A 15046-nucleotide genomic window follows, 5' to 3' on the forward strand; every position below is an offset into this window, starting at 1 on the left:
GGGGGACAAAACTAATGGATCGAGCAGTTTTTGAAAGAATGGCCGCACAAGAAGAAGTGCATTGGTGGTTCGCCGCGCGCCGCACCATTATCCGCACCGTGATTGACCGAATGATCGACCTGCCCGATGCTCCCCGCATCCTAGAAGCGGGCTGCGGGACCGGCGGCAACCTCAACATGCTGAGCGATTTTGGCACCCTGCGCGCGTTTGAGCTGGACCACGACGCCCGCGCGACCGCCACCCAGAAAAGCGGCGTATCCGTAGCTGAGGGCGCATTGCCCGGCCCCCTTCCATTTGCGTCCGAAAGGTTCGACCTGATCGGCCTGTTTGACGTCCTTGAACACGTCGAGGACCATCAAGCCTCACTGGCTGCCCTGCGCACAAAACTCGCCGCAGACGGGCGCATCCTGATGACGGTGCCTGCGTTTCCATGGCTGTGGTCCGCCCATGACGCATGCCACCACCATTACCGCCGCTACACGCGCAACAGCCTCAAGGCGGTCGCAAACGACGCAGGCCTGCGGGTAGAGCGCAGCTTTTACTTCAACTCCGCGCTGTTCCCCGTCGCCGTGGCAGGCCGTGCGATTAAATCAGTCCTGCGCAGCGATGCCGTCGATGATGCACTGCCCACCCCCATGATCAACAGCGCGCTGCGCAGTGTTTTTGCGGCTGAACGCCACCTTGTGGGCCGCCTTGCCCTGCCCTTTGGCCTCTCGCTCTGCGCGGTCCTATCCGCCAACCCCGACTGATGCGCGCCGCACAACTGACACGCTTTGCCAGTATTGGCGCGCTCGCGACGGGCGTCCATGTGGGGGTCGCGCTGGTGGCGGCACATGCCCTGACGTTCGCGCCACAAATGGCCAATACCGCCGGGTTCTGCGCCGCCGTGCTGTTGTCGTACTTTGGACACGGGCGTTTGGTGTTCGACACGGCCCTACGCCATGGGTTTCACGGGCCACGCTTTCTTGCGACCGCAATTTTGGGGCTCATGGTGTCGTCGTCCATCACCCAGGCAATGACCGTCTGGATCGGCGCGCCGTTCGTCGTCACGATGGGCGTTGTGGCGCTCACGGTGCCGGCGTCCACCTACTTGATGTGCAAATTCTGGGTGTTCCGACCCGCCTATTCCACCACCCCATAAACCGCGAGGGTGGCCCCCGTGATGGGCCGCGCCAGCCCCTCGCAAGTGGGCGGCACCTCCTCGGGGGCCATTGCGCGCACGTAATAATCCGCCCCAGTGGCCCGCAGGATCGCACTCATCGCGTCGCACGTGCCAGCCTGCCTCTGATCCTCATCCCATAGGGCAATCGCGGGCCAGCCGATGGCCTCGGCATGCTCGGCTCTCGGGGCCAACACTTGATCAATCCGCGCACGCGTCAACGCCGCCTGCGCGGGCTGGGCAACAGAAAACAGCTTAAAATCCACATAGGCGCTGCGCTGCGCATAGTGCCTAAACGATGACAGCCCCACAGGAATCACGAACAGCGCATCTTGGGGCGTTTGCGCACGGATTTGCGCCAGTACATCCCGGGTCTCTGCGGGCACAAAGAGCGGCAGGGTCGCGGGCGGAAACACCAACGGCACCGCCAGACACGCACCCACTGTCGCGGCGCGCGGGGCCCACGCGGCCCGGTGCATGAACAATATCGCAACCCCCGCTGCCAACATCACGGCCCCCGCCGCGCTGCCGTTTACAACCATGATCGCCGCCAAAACCACCGCACCGCTCAGGCTGGCGGGCCCCGCCCCCCCGCGCCACATGCCCGCCACTGCCAACACCGGCCCCAACACAAACACCAGCGGGGTGGAGCGATTGGCATCTAGGATAAACAGGGCCGAGGTTTCGCCAACCCCTAGCTTGTAGACCACCACCGTCACCGCATGCAGGACTGTAAAGGCCACCATCAAACCCACACCAAAACGTCCCAGCCAACGGTCCGCCCCCGCAATTAACGCAGCACCGATCCAACCCGCCAACAGATACAGCGTCGTGACTCCAATATCTCTCCACAGCGGATCGTAATGGTGCGGCGCCCGAAACCGGTAGGCATCGGTGATCAAGTCGATCTGAGCCACATCAGCCCCGCCACCCGCCAAGACCCCGCGCCCCACAATCCACACCGCAGGCAACGCCGCGATCAATGCCACAAAGGCCAGCCTCCACGTGGCGCGCGGCTGCGCGAACAACACCCCCAACCCCACAATCCACGCCCCGTGGATCGCGGTCATCGGCTGGGCATAGGCAGCCCCCGCCAGACACAGGCCCGCCACCCCAACACGCCGCCCCAACGCGGCGACAACAGCCAACAGCACGCAGGCCAAAGCCACATTGTGGTGGTGGAAAAATGCGCCGATCAAGCCGCCAAAATCACCGCGCCCCAACCCGTCTAGTGACCCCAAAACCCCCAGCGCCAGCACCACCGGCAAGGCCATCACCGGCGCGCCAAACCCACCAAGTGCGGCCATCATCGCCCCCGAACACACAACCGCCAACGCAATGACCGCCGCATGAAACACAGGCCCAAGGCCCGGACCGTTTTGCCCCATCCAGTACAGCCATTCATAGACAAGCGCGTGGTTGGCAAACATCCGCAGCTGATCATCGCGGGCAAACAGCGCGTCGTTCATTTTGTATTCAGCCAAGGGCGCATAGGCGAAATCATCGCCAAACGGAAACGGCACATGCCCCACAAGCGCATGGGCCATTAGCCCAAATGCCACGGCGAACACTCCTGCAATAAGGGCGGACCGGATTTCCATACGACTTTTGTGGCCGTGCAAGGGGCCTGTGCCAAGTCTACATCCTTGCGTGCCACTACAATACGCGGGCGCGTTGACACAGCGGCCACAGTCGCCACGTGAAATGGGCACAAAAAAGGCCAAGCCGCCCAGCAGCTTGGCCCTCAATATTAAAGCGCCAAAGGCCCTAAAGCATGAACTGATAGGTCGCGGGCGTGTAACGGAACCCATCATCGCGCGGCTCGACGAAACCGACACCGGGGAACGGCATGTGATAGCCCAGCATCGGCAGCTTGTCGGCCGCCAACATGCCCAGAATGGTGCGGCGGGTCGCGGCAGCCGCGGCCTTATCACGGTCAAACCGCACCTCCCAATCGGGATAGCCAAGTGACCAGACATAGTGGTTGGCCAAATCCGCCGTCAAAAGCAACTGCCGCCCCGCGCTCTCGATCATGTAACCCATGTGACCCGGCGTATGGCCAAACATCGCCATCGCCGTCACGCCCGACGCCACGGCCCCGCCTTCCTCCAGAAAGGTCATCTGGTCGGCCAAGGGGGCGACCTTGGCGTCAAAACCCTCGTTCCCCGTGCCGGACATCGTGTCAAATTCGACCCGCCCCGTCAGGTACGAAGCATTGGCGAACGTCGGCGTCCCATCTTCACGGGTCAATCCGCCGATGTGGTCGCCATGGGTATGGGTGATCACGACCTTATCGATCGCATCGGCACTGTATCCCGCCTGCTCCAACAGGTCCGATATCCCTTCACCCGAAAAACCAGTGTCAAACAGGATCAGCTCTGAGCCCGTGTTTACAACCGTTGGATTGAAAAAGAACTGCACCTTATCGTCAGGGATAAACGCCTGCGCCGATGCCTCAGAGAACGTCTTTTCATCGACATTCATGCCAAAAATACCCTGCGGCTCTTCAACGGTGCGGGTGCCTCCCAACAGGGCGGTCACTTCCATCTCGCCGACGGCAAAGCGATGGAACGTGGGCTGCGTATTGCCCAGCTTGTCAGTCATGCCTTGGGCAGCAACAGTGGTTGCACCCGCACCCGCAAAGGGTAACGCAGCAGAGGCTGCCAAGGCTTGGCGACGGGTAAAAGTTGTCATGGGTTTCTCCCTAATAAATGTCTTTTAACACACATAGCGCATCGGCCCGCACAGTCCCGCCCCAGATCCGCACACAAAGCCGTGACACTGGACATCGGCGCGCGCGCATGACACATCCCCGCCCAAAGGAGTCCCCCATGACCACCACCCGTTTTGCCCCTTCGCCCACGGGCTACCTGCACGTCGGCAACCTGCGCACCGCGCTGTTCAACTACCTGATCGCGCGCAAGGCGGGCGGGACATTTATCCTGCGCCTCGACGACACTGATCCCGAACGGTCCAAACCCGAATTCGCCGACGCGATCAAAGAAGACCTCGAATGGCTGGGCTTGGCGTGGGACCGGGTTGAAACACAATCCTCGCGGCTGGAACGCTATGTGGCCGCCGCCGACGACCTGCGCGCCAAGGGCCGGTTCTATGAGGCGTTCGAGACGCCGATTGAGCTAGACCTCAAGCGCAAAAAGCAACTGAACATGGGCAAGCCCCCGGTCTACGACCGCGCAGCCCTCGCGCTAAGCGATGCTGAAAAAGACGCCCTCCGCGCCGAACGCGGCGACGGTGTCTGGCGGTTCAAACTGGACCACACCCGCATCGAGTGGGCTGACCAAATCTTGGGTGAGATGTCGATTGACGCAGCCTCCGTATCGGACCCCGTCCTGATCCGCGGCGATGGCCAGTTCTTGTACACACTGGCCTCGGTTGTCGATGACACGGAAATGGGCGTGACACACGTTGTGCGCGGCTCAGACCACGTCACCAACACCGCGACCCAGATCCAGATCATCGAAGCTCTCGGCGGCGCGGTGCCCAACTTTGCGCACCACTCGCTGCTGACGGGCCCACAGGGTGAGGCACTTTCCAAACGGTTGGGCACACTGTCCCTGCGCGATCTGCGTGCCCGCGGCGTAGAGCCAATGGCGCTCCTGTCGCACATGGCACGCCTCGGCTCGTCTGATCCGTTTGAGCTCCGCACATCCGTTGAGGAACTGGTGGAAAACTTCGACGTGACCCGCTTTGGCGCCGCCCCAACCAAGTTTGATGAGGACGACCTCTTCCCCATCACGGCCCGTCACCTTGCGTCATTGCCACTAGAGGCCGTGGCCTCTGACATTGCCAGCCTCGGCGTGCCCAGCGATCAGGCTGATCGGTTCTGGCGCGTCGTGCGTGAAAACATCACCACCCGCGCGGACATGGCCGCGTGGTGGGCGATGTTCCAAAACGGCGCGACCCCAATCGTAGACGATGAAGACGCCGCGTTCGTCGCGACAGCCTTCGACCTCCTGCCCTCCGCACCCTACGACGACACGACGTGGAGCACATGGACCGCAGCCGTCAAAGAAGCCACAGGCCGCAAAGGCAAAGGACTGTTCATGCCCCTGCGCAAGGCCGTCACCGGCCGCGAGCGCGGGCCTGACATGAGCGACGTCATGGCTCTGTTCCAAATCGCGCCACCGCAGCCATAACAGTAAAGACAAAAGTCCAACGCGCTCACCATAGCGCGTTGGAGCTACCCTGACATACAGCGATTCATACCTAACCTTAATCGTCACGACCTAAGGCCGCGTTCATCCGCGAAGTGGACCTTGCGCGCGCAAAACATTGAGGACGTTGCCCCATCTTCAGCGCTATTTTGGATATTTAAGAACCAAAGAAGCGATTAACCTTAACACGTTATTAAGATCGTTGGTTCACGGTGACGGGGCGGTACAGGCGGGGACGCCGATGACCGTAACCGAAGAAGGAAGGCCCTCCGGCGTAGCGGAGACTTGCGCGCTGCGAGGGCCTGACAGACCAAGCTCAATCTTCAAGAAAAAGAGGCGCCACAATCTGCAGCGCCCCCCTCTTTGGTTTTTAAATATCCACAGCGACGCGCGAAGCGCGGCGCAACCCGTAGGGTCTAGCCACTCACCGCCGCCATGATCTTCGCTTTTGCGCTGTCCGCGTCTTCGCCATAGCTGATCTTTTCGAACAGCTTACCATTCGCATCCAGCACATAGATCGACGCAAAGTGGTCGAGCGTGTAATCGCCATCGCCCAGAGGCCGTTTCTGCCAATAGACCCGCCAACTACGCGCCATAGCCCAAACATCTTCGGGCGTGCCCGTGATGCCTGTCACCCGGTCCGATTGTGCCGTCAAATAGTCCGACAGGAACTCTGACGTGTCCCGCTCTGGGTCCACTGTCACAAAAAAAGCTTCAACATCTGCGGCAGCAGGGCCAAGGTCTTGGAACCATGTTTCCATGTCATAGACCGTGGTCGGGCAGATTTCGGGGCAATGGGTGAACCCGAAGAACAGCAAACTTGGCTGGCCTACGAATGCGGCCTCGGTGATCTCGGCACCTGTGTGATCCATCAGTGAAAACGGCGCGCCGAACTCCACCGAGGTGGCCAAACTGCCCGTCCCCGTACCCGCGCGGCTATCCCACACGACCCGCAACAGCAGCCCTGCCGAAATCGCCAGCACACCAACCGACAGCCCCAACAGGATCGTCAACATTCGTTTCGACATGTCTCTGCCCTCCCGAGCGGTTGGCTAGTTGTGTTTGTCGCCGTGGTTTCCGTGACCATCAGCGCCGATCATCTTGCGCACTTGGTCCAGAGGCAGCACGGCAAAGGGCAATGTGACCTCACCTGCGTTTTCGAACACCAGTGTCACATCGTGGCTAACACCTGCGTCTAGGCCCTGAGGCAGCCCCATGAACATGATGTGCAGCCCTCCGGGAACCAGCTGGACCATTTCACCAGCGGGCAGCGCGATGCCGCCTTCGACCTCGAACATGCGCATGATGTCGCCGTCCATCTCCATGGTGTGCAGCTCGACCTTAGCGGCGACATCTGCACCCACACGGGCGGCGATGAGCGTGTCATCCGTTGCACCCATATTGTGCAACGTCACAAAGCCACCGGCGGCAGGCGCCGCGGGCGGGGTTGCACGGATCATCGCATTCGTGACCATGATATCACCGACCTTGGCCTCGGCCAGTTCACCGTGGCTCATGCCGACTTTGCCGGAGCTTGTCACATTCCCCGCGACGGCACTTGCGTGCGCGCCATCGTGATGGGCAGTGGCGGGAGTGAGAAGGCCAAGGCAAACAGCCGAAGCCAGCGCATAAGACGCAGGTTTCCACATAGGAGTATCCTCTTATTTTACGCCCCGGGCGTCCGATCCAGGGCCAATGCACGCCGCGCGGGTGGCAGTCCGCGCTTTGCTTGGGGCAGATATGGCGTGATCCTATCGGTGGTTCAAGACCAAAGGGACGGCGTGTCGCAGGGCGGCGCCCACGAAAAAACCGCGCCCCGAAAGGCGCGGTTTTCATGTCTCATCAGATCGGTGCTGGCGCTAGTTTCCGTAGGCCACCGATGGCAACCATGTCGTCAGTGCGGGGAAGGCAAACACAACGCCCAGCCCCAACAACTGCAACAGAACGAACGGGATCACGCCCTTGTAGATATGGCTCAGCGAGACACCGGGAGGGCACACGCCCTTTAGGTAGAACAACGCAAAGCCAACCGGCGGGGTCAGGAACGAGGTTTGCAACGTCACCGCCACAAGGATCGCGAACCACACCACAGCGGGGTCTTGCACCTGACCAAAGCCCGGCACAGCCAACTCAAGGCCCTGAATGATCGGCAACATCAACGGCATGATGATGATCGTGATCTCGATCCAGTCCAGCAAGAAGCCCAGCAGGAACACGAGGAACAGGATGAATGCCACGATCATGTAGGGGTTATCAAAGATGCCCAAGATGTGGTTTTCGATGATCTCATCACCGCCGTAACGACGCAGAACAAAGGCAAAGAAGTTCGCCGCAAGGAAGATCCCCACGATGTAACCCGCCGTATTCAGAGTGGACCGTGCGACTTCAACAAAGACTTTGAAGTTCAGCTTGCGGTTCAGCACCGCCAGCATCGTCGCCCCAAACGCACCCAGACCAGAGGCCTCGGTCGGCGTAGCGATACCCGCAAAGATCGAACCCAGCACCAGCAGGATCAGGAACATGGGCGGGACAACAGCCAGCAACACTTCCTTGACCACGGGCCAGCCAACCTCATCGGTTTTCTCGGGCGCAGGCATCGAACTGGGCGAGATCAGGCCAAACACCACGATGAACGTGATATACAGCGCGCCCAGCAACAGCCCGGGGAACAACGCCCCCATGAACAAGTCACCCAGCGAAATGGCCAGCTGATCCGACATGATCACCAACATGATCGACGGCGGGATCAAAATCCCCAACGTGCCAGCAGAGGCAATCGTTCCAGTCGCAATGGGCTTGGAGTAGTTCTGCTTCATCATCGCAGGCAGGGCCATCACACCCAGCAGCGTCACCGACGCGCCGATCACCCCGGTCGAAGCCGCAAGGATGATCCCGATCAGCAGAACCGTCAGGGACAAACCGCCCTTAAGCCCGCCAAACAGCTTTTGCATCGCGTGCATCATCCGCTGCGCCACGCCGGATTGATCCAGCATCAGGCCCATATAGATGAACATCGGCAGCGCGACCAACACAGGGTTCTGCACGATATTACCGAACAGCCGCGACCCCAGCGCGCCAAGGCGTTGGTAATCGATGCCCGTGCGGTCAAACTCAATCACATCGCGGAAATTGGACCGGAACGGATCAAGGAAAATCTCTGCGATCAGCACAAAGATCAGCGATACACCCACCAGCGCGAACGCCACCGGCACACCGCGAAACAGCAGGAAGATGAAAGTGAGGAACATCGCCAGCACGGCGATTTCGTTGAGGGTGATAAACGCCCCCAGGACTTCAAGGATACCCATGATATTGGAGCCTTACGATTTAGGGGCCATGGCGCGCGCGGCACCAATCAGCACAAGGGTCAGGACAAGCGCGATGGCGACAGAAGGGGCGGTCTCAAACGGACCCCACTCGATCTCATCGAAATAGTCGGCACGGGTCACTTGGCGGAAGGTCGTTCCCTCCTCGGAGGTGAAATAGATGAACCACCAGCTTGCGTAATAGACGGCCAAGTTCACCAAGAACATGATCGACGGAAACGCATAGAACAGCTTTTTCCACAGAACCGCATCACACAAGGTGGCCAACCGGCGGGTATAAGTGAACCACGCCGCAGCACCCACGAAAATGAAGCTCACGTTCATAAAACACTTCAAAATCCACAGGTTATGCAGGCCGTTGGGGCTGGAGGATCCCTCCATCGCAGCAACACTGGCAATGGCGTAATGGACCGTCAGATCCCAGCACAGGATCACAAATGGCAAAAACAGCCAAACCAACCCAAAACAATCAATCTTGGCCTGCTTTTCAGGGGCGTAGTTGTCGTAAAAGATGTCCACGCGCACGTGGCCATTGGTTGTCACGGCATAACCGATGGCGATCAGAACGGCGGCACCATACAGCCACCACTGCAAATCATCCAACCACGCTTGGTTAAAACCGGACTGCCGCAGGATAACCTGCGCCACGATGGCAACCATCAGGATCGGGAACAGCCACGCAAAAACATTCGAAATCTGGATGATGGCGCGGTCACCGGCGTTGTGCGCGGCACGACCAACCTCACCAGGGTCGGAAATGGCCACGACGGGCTCTTGGTTCTCCATCTGTCTGCTCCGTTTTGCATGCCTCTTTTTCAAGCGGGCATGGCAGGGGGTCTGATAAAAAAGGCCGGGCGGTCCGCTATTTCAGGATCGCCCGGCCCAAGGTCTTTGGCTTTAGGCCCGCGTTACCGCGCGCTCAAAGTGCGACGCAATTAGTTGCGTGGGCGTGGCAGGTAGATCGAGTTACCCCAGGTTTTGTAGCCTGCGCGGTACTCTTGCAGATCGTCCCACACTTCTTTGAAGTATGCATCTTCGGACGCCAGCTCTGCAGCCACTTCGTTCCATGTGGTCTCGAATGTTTCGAGGATCTCGGGCGACCACTGTTTGATGGTCACGCCTTGGTTTTCAACGTTGTCGACCATGGCGGGGAAGTTTGTGGCTTCGCCTTCTGCGTAGTTGGTCGTCAGGTTTGCGAGACACGCGATTTCGATCTGGTTTTGCGAAGTTTCGTCGAGATCTTCCCAACGGTCGCGGTTGATCATCAGCTCATAGATCGTCGCGGGCTGGTGCCAGCCGGGGAAGTAGTTGTACTTCGCGATGTTATAAAAGCCGAGACGCGCGTCGATGACGGGCATGGAGAATTCGGTCGCATCGATCGCGCCACGCTCCAGCGCGGGGAAGATATCACCACCAGCCAGAAGCGATGTGGACACGCCAAGACGCTGCATGACTTCTGCACCAAGGCCGAAGAAGCGCATGTTCAGACCTTCAAGGTCGGAGATCGAGTTGATCTCATTCTTGAACCAGCCGGATGTCTCGGGTGCAGTCACACCACAGGGCAGAACGTGGACGTTAAAGCCAGCTTCAACGTACATACGCTGGAACAGTTCCAGACCGTCGTCGTACAGCATCCAGCCAAGGAATTCGCCAGCTTCTGGGCCGAAAGGCACAGCGGAGAACAGCGATGCTGCGGGGATTTTACCCTGCCAGTAACCAGCAGTGGTGTAGGCCGCGTCTACGGAACCGGACGACACAGCGTCGAGGGCTTCCAGAGCGGGGACCAGCTCACCGGGATCGAAGTGCTCGAATTCCACTTCAGTGGAGATCGAATTGATCTTGGCGACAAAGTCGGTGGCGCCAGTGCCGAGGATTGGCAGGTTCTTACCGAACGCTGTGGTCATCTCGAACACTTCTTGGGACTGTGCTGCGGTGCCTGTAACGGCAAGCGCGGTCACAGTGCTCAGCGCGATTGATTTCAGTTTCATGTGGAGTTCCTCCCGTGGAACATAGGTTTTGGTGAAGTTTCCTTACCGATTTGGCAAGGCGTTGACTAGGGACCGATCGCACCTAGCGCATATGTCTTACGACAGTGAAATGCGCCTTTAGCGGGCCATCGTGCAGGATAATGTCTCCCCATTGCTCAGTATCGATACAAAAATTGCGCCGATACCCCACTCCCATGGCACTTTTAGACCGACAGGCGTATCGGGTCAATCGCAGCACCCCGATAATGTTTTCGCTAACGGCATGGTTTACGCCTTCAATTGTGGTGACGACCTACGGGTTACTGGGTATGCAATCAGGGACAACCGGCTATGCGCTAGGCGCCAAGCTCGAATCGAACGGACCTTTACGAATCGGTAATAGAGTTTAACCAATCCGCATCCGCCGCGACGGGTCCCGCATCCAGCCGCCAGATGTCCGCACCCTCTCGCCAGCGGGGAAAAACCTGCCGCACCAGCGGGTCATGGCCCGGCACAATCAACCCCGGCGCAGACACCAACGACTTGAGCGTGTCGAACCCGGCCAACATGTCATCCACATCCACAACCAGCGGGAACACCTTGCCGCTAAAAACGTTCTCATAATAATGCGCCGCATCCGACGCGAGGCACAGCCACCCGGCCTGCGTGCGCACCTGAACCGCCTGCAACCCCTTTGAATGCCCCCCGATGCAGTGCAATCGCACGCCATCTGCAATCTCGGCACTGCCGTCATGAAACTGCACCTGCCCCGCGAACACTCGTTTGACCGCCTCACACACGTGGTCCGCCGTGAACGGCATCCGCAACGCGTCGTGGCACATGCAAGGGCCCGTCGCAAAAGCCATCTCAGCCGCTTGAAGATGCAGCTTGGCGTTAGGAAACAGGTGCAAGCCACCTGCGTGGTCATAATGCAGGTGCGTAACGATCACCTCCGTGACGTCCTCTGCAGCAATGCCCAAAGGCTTTAGCGCGGTGCGTGGGTCGATTTGGATGGGCCGGTCGCGGCGCGTTGCCTCGGGGTCGTCATACCCGGTATCCACCAAAATCACCCGCGCGCCCTGTCGCAAAACCCAGATGTAATAGTCCATCTCATGCGGGGTATCGTGGGCGGCGTCGAACAAAAAGCTATCAGTGCGGGTTCGGGCATTCCGTTCCGCATACTTTACGGCCAGAACCTCCCAGTTTCCGTGTCCGTCCGTTGTCATACCGCTGCTCCGCCTTGGCGCACATTCACATAGGTCAGCACCGTCTTTTGCCGGACCATGTCCGAAACTGCGGCGTTGAACACGTGATAATGGGGGCTGGCCAAATGGGCTTCAAAACTGGCCGGATCAGAATACAGCTCATATAGCATCACCTCATTTGGGCGGCCCGGGTCCGTGCACACATCGAACTGGTGGCACCCGGGTTCCAACAATTCCGACGTTTCGGCATTGTGGCAGACCAAGTCGGTAAAGGCCGCGACGGCCTCTGGTTTGATTTCGAACGTGACGACGACAGCGAACATATGTGTCTTTCTCCGGGCCTAGATTAATGTATACATTAATGTATACATTGACGGTTCAATCAATGCCTAATCTGGCACAACACGTGAGGCTCCATGAAATCCACATTTGAAATCGCAGTTTTTGAAGGTGACGGCATCGGCCCCGAGATCATGGCCCCCACAGTGCGCTTGCTTGAAGGCCTTGCGCAAGCGGGGGGATATGCACTGCGGTTTGTGCCCTGCCCCGCCGGCGCCGCGCACTACGCTGCCACAGGCGAAAGTCTGCCGACCGCGTCGCTTGAGGCCGCAGGTGCCGCCGACGCGATCCTATTGTCCGCCATGGGATTGCCTGATGTACGCTATCCCGACGGAACCGAGATTTCGCCCCAGATTGATCTGCGCAAGCGGTTTGACCTGTTTGCAGGCGTGCGCCCCGTGCGCATAACACCGGGCACCCCCACACCCCTGCGGATTGCTGGCGGGCAAAGCGTTGATTTCGTCCTGATCCGCGAAAGCACCGAAGGGCTTTTCCATACCCAAGGCACCGGCCACGTCACTGAGGACTACGCCGAAGAAACCCTGCGGATCACCCGCGCGACTTCGGAAAAATTGATGCGCTTTGCCTCACGTCTGGCCACCACACGCAAAGCCGCAGGCCACCCCGGCCACGTCACCTGTGTTGATAAAGCCAACGTTTTCCGCGCCTTCGCTTTCTTTCGTGAGATTTTCGATGCAGAAATGGCGCAACACCCAGATCTGGGCGCAGGCCACGCCTACGTGGATGCAACCGCGTTGTGGATGGTGGATCGGCCGTGGATTTTCGACGTGATGGTAACCGAGAACATGTTCGGCGACATTCTGTCGGACTTGGGCGCGGGATTGATGGGGGGGCTTGGGCTCGCCCCTTCGGCGGACATCGGTGAAAACCACGCGGTGTTCCAACCCTGCCACGGCTCGGCCCCCGATATCGCGGGCCAAGGGGTGGCAAATCCTTTTGCGATGATCCTATCGGCGGCAATGATGCTGGATTGGCTGGCCGACACCCACGACGCACCCATCCTGCGCGCCGATGGTGCCCGCCTACGCGCCGCCGTGGATGCCGTGGTGGCCGAGGGGCGCAATGTCACCCGCGATTTGGGCGGCACCTGCGGAACCGAGGCCGCCGCGGACGCGGTCGCGGCAGCGCTATGACGTTGCGCGTTGCATGCCTTGGCGCGGGGTATTTCGCGCAGCACCACCACGCGGCATGGGCCAGCATGGAGGGCTGCACACTGGTCGGCGTCGCCGATCAGGACCCCGCCCGCGCACAGGCCGCCGCACAGACCCACGGCGCGCAGGGTTTTGCGGATCTCGGCACGATGATCGCGGCCACGGCCCCCGATATCATCGACATCATCACACCGCCGCCCAGCCACCATGCAACCGTCACACAGGCACTGGCCGCCCGCCCCCGCGCGGTGATCTGCCAAAAGCCCTTTGCCACCTCATTGGCAGAGGCCACAGCCCTATCGGATGCCGCACAAGCCGCAGGTATTCCGCTGATTATCCACGAAAACTTTCGGTTTCAGCCGTGGTTTCGGACAATGAAGGCCGCGATAGACACAGGTCAATTGGGCGATGTCCTGAACCTAACGTTCCGGCTGCGCACCGGCGATGGCCAAGGCCCCGACGCCTATATGGACCGGCAACCGTACTTTCAAACGATGCCACGCCTTTTGATCCATGAAACCGGTGTGCATTATCTGGACACGTTCCGCTATTTGATGGGACCTGCCCAGAGCATCTATGCCGATCTGCGCCGTCTTAATCCCGCCATAGCAGGCGAGGATGCGGGCCATGTTGTCCTTGGCTGGCAGGGCGGCGCGCGTGCCGTGCTGGACGGCAATCGATTGCTGGATTTTGATACCGATAGCCCGCGCCGCACCTTTGGTGAGGCCTTGATCGAGGGCACACAAGCCAGCCTGCACCTTACGGGCGACGGCGCGGTGCATCTGCGCAGGTTTGGAACCCGCGGAACCCAGGCAGAGTGCCTACTAGAGGGGCGCGATTGGCCCGGATTTGCCGGTGATTGTGTGCGCGCGTTGCAAATACATGTCCGCGATGCCCTGACCACAGGTGCGCCGTTGGAGAATACTGCCCAAGACTATCTAGAGGTGCTAAGGATGGAGGCGGCCTGCTATGCCTCTGATGCCGAAGGACGAAAAGTAACGCTATGACCGAGACCTTGACCGATTTGGCCGAAACCAGCCTGCGCGAGCAGATCTTTTCGGGCCGGATGCTGCCGGGCACCCGCTTTACCGAGGCTGAGTTGGCCGCCCACCTTGGGCTATCGCGCACCCCCGTCCGCGAGGCCGCGTTGCGGTTGCAAACCTCTGGGCTTGTCACCGTGCGCCCCCGCCACGGGATCACTATCGCAAGCATATCTGTCGAGGACATGGCCCACATCTATGAGGTCCTTACGGCGCTGGAAATCGTGGCCGTTGGACGCGTCGCGGCCCGGCACCCCCACGCCTATGGGGATCTGGCGCAGTTGCAGCGCGCCGTTGGCAACATGCGCTACGCGCTGAGCGTGCGTGATATGGGCACTTGGGCAAGTGCGGATGAAGATTTTCACCGCGCCTTGGTCGAATTATCGGGCAACCCCGAGTTGGTCACGATCTTTGATCGCTATACCGACCGGGTGCGGCGGGCGCGCTTGGCCACGATGCACCACCGGCCCCTGCCCACGGCTTCATTGGACTGTCACGCAGCAGTACTAGAGGCCATTGAAGCGGGCGATGCCGCCACGGCGCAACGGCTACACGGGCAGCATTTGAACGCCGCCCGAACCCTTTTGACGGAACTGATCCGCAACCACGGCACATCGCGGGTATAGGCGCATACGCGCCTGCCGCAGTTTACGTTATACTTCG

General features: G+C 60.0%; 15 protein-coding genes. 6 read left to right on the top strand and 9 right to left on the bottom strand.

Translation table 11 applies throughout. From position 1 onward, the window contains the following. Together AC4GMC_RS05945 and AC4GMC_RS05950 are read left to right on the top strand one after the other, a co-directional pair. A partial coding sequence (locus tag AC4GMC_RS05945; RefSeq protein WP_487884350.1) for a class I SAM-dependent methyltransferase occupies nt 1-749 on the top strand: 749 nt, incomplete at its 5' end. Then, on the top strand, nt 749-1141 hold the full coding sequence (locus AC4GMC_RS05950; RefSeq protein ID WP_487879100.1) for a GtrA family protein: 393 nt from the start codon (nt 749-751) through the stop codon (nt 1139-1141). The genes AC4GMC_RS05945 and AC4GMC_RS05950, both read left to right, overlap by 1 nt. On the opposite strand, the gene AC4GMC_RS05955 is transcribed toward AC4GMC_RS05950, so the two are convergent. Further along, nucleotides 1123-2721: a DUF6798 domain-containing protein gene (locus AC4GMC_RS05955; protein WP_487878606.1), complete on the bottom strand. Its 1599-nt coding sequence runs from the start codon at nt 2719-2721 to the stop codon at nt 1123-1125. The two genes, AC4GMC_RS05950 and AC4GMC_RS05955, sit on opposite strands and share 19 nt — an antisense overlap. A gap of 205 nt (nt 2722-2926) precedes the next feature. Beyond that, the gene (locus AC4GMC_RS05960; protein WP_487878605.1) at nt 2927-3853 is read right to left on the bottom strand and encodes an MBL fold metallo-hydrolase; all 927 of its coding nucleotides are present in this window, start codon (nt 3851-3853) and stop codon (nt 2927-2929) included. Nucleotides 3854-3990: 137 nt separating this feature from the next. On the opposite strand from AC4GMC_RS05960, the gene gltX reads away from it, so the two are divergent. After that, nucleotides 3991-5316, top strand: coding sequence for a glutamate--tRNA ligase (gltX, locus tag AC4GMC_RS05965; protein WP_487878536.1), 1326 nt, complete (start codon nt 3991-3993; stop codon nt 5314-5316). A gap of 434 nt (nt 5317-5750) precedes the next feature. On the opposite strand, the gene AC4GMC_RS05970 is transcribed toward gltX, so the two are convergent. The 7 genes from AC4GMC_RS05970 to AC4GMC_RS06000 form a co-directional block, all read right to left on the bottom strand. Further along, nucleotides 5751-6362 (bottom strand): SCO family protein, encoded by a 612-nt coding sequence (locus tag AC4GMC_RS05970; RefSeq protein WP_487878535.1) that lies wholly within the window; start codon nt 6360-6362, stop codon nt 5751-5753. 24 nt (nt 6363-6386) lie between these two features. Next, nucleotides 6387-6983 (bottom strand): copper chaperone PCu(A)C, encoded by a 597-nt coding sequence (locus AC4GMC_RS05975; protein ID WP_487878534.1) that lies wholly within the window; start codon nt 6981-6983, stop codon nt 6387-6389. 210 nt (nt 6984-7193) lie between these two features. After that, nucleotides 7194-8642, bottom strand: coding sequence for a TRAP transporter large permease (locus AC4GMC_RS05980; protein ID WP_487884351.1), 1449 nt, complete (start codon nt 8640-8642; stop codon nt 7194-7196). A 12-nt stretch (nt 8643-8654) separates the two neighbouring features. Further along, nucleotides 8655-9446 (bottom strand): TRAP transporter small permease subunit, encoded by a 792-nt coding sequence (locus AC4GMC_RS05985; RefSeq protein WP_487877466.1) that lies wholly within the window; start codon nt 9444-9446, stop codon nt 8655-8657. 149 nt (nt 9447-9595) lie between these two features. After that, nucleotides 9596-10648: a TRAP transporter substrate-binding protein gene (locus tag AC4GMC_RS05990; protein WP_490391440.1), complete on the bottom strand. Its 1053-nt coding sequence runs from the start codon at nt 10646-10648 to the stop codon at nt 9596-9598. Nucleotides 10649-11013: 365 nt separating this feature from the next. Further along, nucleotides 11014-11853, bottom strand: a complete 840-nt coding sequence (locus AC4GMC_RS05995) for an N-acyl homoserine lactonase family protein (RefSeq protein ID WP_487877464.1) — start codon at nt 11851-11853, stop codon at nt 11014-11016. Then, nucleotides 11850-12155, bottom strand: a complete 306-nt coding sequence (locus AC4GMC_RS06000; protein ID WP_487877463.1) for a putative quinol monooxygenase — start codon at nt 12153-12155, stop codon at nt 11850-11852. Before AC4GMC_RS06000 ends, AC4GMC_RS05995 begins: the two co-directional genes overlap by 4 nt. A gap of 93 nt (nt 12156-12248) precedes the next feature. Between AC4GMC_RS06000 and AC4GMC_RS06005 the strand changes: the two genes are divergently transcribed. From AC4GMC_RS06005 to AC4GMC_RS06015, 3 genes are read left to right on the top strand one after another with little or no spacing between them, the layout of a single operon-like run. After that, on the top strand, nt 12249-13325 hold the full coding sequence (locus AC4GMC_RS06005) for an isocitrate/isopropylmalate dehydrogenase family protein (protein WP_487877462.1): 1077 nt from the start codon (nt 12249-12251) through the stop codon (nt 13323-13325). Further along, entirely contained in the window at nt 13322-14350 is a 1029-nt protein-coding gene (locus AC4GMC_RS06010) for a Gfo/Idh/MocA family protein (RefSeq protein ID WP_487877461.1), read from the top strand. The genes AC4GMC_RS06005 and AC4GMC_RS06010 overlap by 4 nt, the downstream gene beginning before the upstream one ends. Continuing rightward, nucleotides 14347-15009 carry a GntR family transcriptional regulator gene (locus tag AC4GMC_RS06015; protein WP_487877460.1) on the top strand — a complete coding sequence of 221 codons (663 nt, stop codon included), beginning with the start codon at nt 14347-14349 and terminating at the stop codon, nt 15007-15009. Before AC4GMC_RS06010 ends, AC4GMC_RS06015 begins: the two co-directional genes overlap by 4 nt. Nucleotides 15010-15046 lie beyond the last annotated feature (37 nt).

It is taken from the genome of Thalassobacter sp., from assembly GCF_982993085.1.

Coding starts and splice junctions, on each gene's coding strand:
- AC4GMC_RS05950 (WP_487879100.1), top strand. CDS start 749: ATGCGCGCCGCACAACTGACACGCTTTGCCAGTATTGGCGCGCTCGCG.
- AC4GMC_RS05960 (WP_487878605.1), bottom strand. CDS start 3,853: ATGACAACTTTTACCCGTCGCCAAGCCTTGGCAGCCTCTGCTGCGTTA.
- gltX (WP_487878536.1), top strand. CDS start 3,991: ATGACCACCACCCGTTTTGCCCCTTCGCCCACGGGCTACCTGCACGTC.
- AC4GMC_RS05970 (WP_487878535.1), bottom strand. CDS start 6,362: ATGTCGAAACGAATGTTGACGATCCTGTTGGGGCTGTCGGTTGGTGTG.
- AC4GMC_RS05975 (WP_487878534.1), bottom strand. CDS start 6,983: ATGTGGAAACCTGCGTCTTATGCGCTGGCTTCGGCTGTTTGCCTTGGC.
- AC4GMC_RS05980 (WP_487884351.1), bottom strand. CDS start 8,642: ATGGGTATCCTTGAAGTCCTGGGGGCGTTTATCACCCTCAACGAAATC.
- AC4GMC_RS05985 (WP_487877466.1), bottom strand. CDS start 9,446: ATGGAGAACCAAGAGCCCGTCGTGGCCATTTCCGACCCTGGTGAGGTT.
- AC4GMC_RS05990 (WP_490391440.1), bottom strand. CDS start 10,648: ATGAAACTGAAATCAATCGCGCTGAGCACTGTGACCGCGCTTGCCGTT.
- AC4GMC_RS05995 (WP_487877464.1), bottom strand. CDS start 11,853: ATGACAACGGACGGACACGGAAACTGGGAGGTTCTGGCCGTAAAGTAT.
- AC4GMC_RS06000 (WP_487877463.1), bottom strand. CDS start 12,155: ATGTTCGCTGTCGTCGTCACGTTCGAAATCAAACCAGAGGCCGTCGCG.
- AC4GMC_RS06005 (WP_487877462.1), top strand. CDS start 12,249: ATGAAATCCACATTTGAAATCGCAGTTTTTGAAGGTGACGGCATCGGC.
- AC4GMC_RS06010 (WP_487877461.1), top strand. CDS start 13,322: ATGACGTTGCGCGTTGCATGCCTTGGCGCGGGGTATTTCGCGCAGCAC.
- AC4GMC_RS06015 (WP_487877460.1), top strand. CDS start 14,347: ATGACCGAGACCTTGACCGATTTGGCCGAAACCAGCCTGCGCGAGCAG.